The sequence below is a fragment of the Arthrobacter sp. 2MCAF14 genome (assembly GCF_052115645.1).
GTDB lineage: Bacteria > Actinomycetota > Actinomycetes > Actinomycetales > Micrococcaceae > Arthrobacter.
In genome coordinates, this window is record NZ_JBFRHB010000095.1 from 1 (window position 1) to 1714 (window position 1714).

At 65.6% G+C, this 1714-nt stretch carries 1 protein-coding gene and 2 pseudogenes; all 3 read right to left on the reverse strand.

Annotated features, from left to right (window positions below; all coding sequences use genetic code 11):
• Positions 1 to 242 (reverse strand): annotated as a pseudogene (locus AB4074_RS24710) (hypothetical protein); the annotation flags it as partial.
• Positions 239 to 1141 carry a sugar phosphate isomerase/epimerase family protein gene (locus AB4074_RS24715; protein WP_441415736.1) on the reverse strand — a complete coding sequence of 301 codons (903 nt, stop codon included), beginning with the start codon at positions 1139 to 1141 and terminating at the stop codon, positions 239 to 241. The pseudogene AB4074_RS24710 and the gene AB4074_RS24715, both read right to left, overlap by 4 nt.
• A 29-nt stretch (positions 1142 to 1170) precedes the next feature.
• Positions 1171 to 1714, reverse strand: a pseudogene (locus AB4074_RS24720) (M20 family peptidase); the annotation flags it as partial.

Genomic DNA, 1714 nt, shown 5'->3' on the forward strand with positions numbered 1-1714 from the left:
GCGAAGCCCTTCCGTTTCAGCGTGTCCGCCAGCAAACCCGACGCAAAATATTCCTCGAAACGGATCTCCGGCCGTGCGTGGATCGCGTGGCTGACCTCCAAAACAGTGCCCGCAACCCGCTCCAACGCAGTCCGGAGGACATGCTCATCCGTAGCTGCCGACAGGTGGACATGCTCATCGGCCGCCGGGCTTTCACGAACCAGGCTCCCCTGAAGCCGCGTGGTTTCAAGCGATTCACTCATGCCGGCTGCAGTTCCGAGAAGGAAGCAAGCCAGGAACCGGACATGTTGATGCTCTCCTGGGGAGTGGGCGTGGTTCCCCGGTCCACTTCGATCACGAACCACCCGTCGAAATCGCCGGGCAGGGCGGTGAAGAGAGCCGTGATGTCCATGTCCCCGGTTCCCAGTTCAGTCCAGAGTCCCGCGCGGGAGGCCTTCCGATAGTCCCAGCCTTCCTCGCGGCTTCTCCTGGCGATCCCGGCCCGGAAGTCCTTGATGTGTACCCCTGCCACGCGGTCGGCGTACTCGCGGATGAGGGCGGCAGGATCGACGCCGGTCCAGGCGAGATGGCCGGCGTCGGGGCCGAAACTCAGAACCGCAGGATCAACGGAATCCAGCACGAAGCGGGCTTCGTCCGCGGTCTCCACCCATGTGCCGACATGCGGATGAAGCGCGGCCACGGCCCCCTCTGCGACGATCCGCTCGGCTGCCTCGGCGAGGTAGTCCCGCGCCCGGAGCAACCGGTCCGGCGAGGCGTCGTAACCGACGGCGGGGTGCTCTACGCGCGGGGCCTCTCGTCCCATTCCGATTGCCAGAAACAACAGCGGAGTTCCGAGGGCAACGTTATCGCGCGCCCGGGAAACCGCCCGTTGGATGCTGGCTTTCCGGGCATCTTCATCGTCGGTCCAGGCTAGGCCGGCGTATCCCGGACCTGCTTGCAGTCCATGCTTGGCCAGGAGGTCGCCGTACGCGCCAACGGTCATCGACGCGGGGACTTCGGCTTGGACGGCCGTGAACCCGGCGCCAGCGATCTGCTCCAGCCGGGCCTCCAGCGGAGGCGCGAGGCTGGGATCGAGCCAGCCGTCCGCCGTCGCGAAGTATTGGAGGGGGTTCAGGGCGAATTTCACTCGTGTGGGTGCCATTCTTTGGGTTCCTTTTCCGTGATGGGCTGTCAGTTGCTGAGATCGTGCTCGAATCTTTCCTTCATCTCGCGCACCAACGCCGGGGACTGGAACAATTGGGCCGCCGTCATGGCCATCACTAGGGCACCGTCCAACGCCGCACGGTCGCCTTCGGGACCGCCGGCAAGCCCTGCAGCCTCACGGGTGTGCATGCCCAAGCCTGGCCCCAGCTCGATAGTCGGGTGGATTGAGGGGATGACCTGGCTGACGTTTCCCATGTCGGTCGACCCGGCGAACACTTCAGCCCGTGGAAGTTCCGTGCTCCGGCCGATCCGCTGGAAGTTGTCCTCGAGCAACCTGCCCAGGACGCCGTTTGGCACCATTGAGGCATAAGCCGGGGCTGGCGAGACGATCTCGACGTCGGTGCCGGTGGCCAGCGCGGCGCCGCGGGCACAGTTCTCGATGCGGGGCACGACGTCGGCGAGCAGCTTCCGCGTGTCCGGCGCCCGGACATACGCCCTAATCAACGCCGCCTCCGGAATGATATTGGGCACCTCTCCGCCATCGACGACGACGGCGTGGACCCTCACGTCC

Bases quoted from the DNA above. Each gene is read 5' to 3' on its own strand.
- AB4074_RS24715 (WP_441415736.1), bottom strand. From the start codon at position 1,141: ATGGCACCCACACGAGTGAAATTCGCCCTGAACCCCCTCCAATACTTC.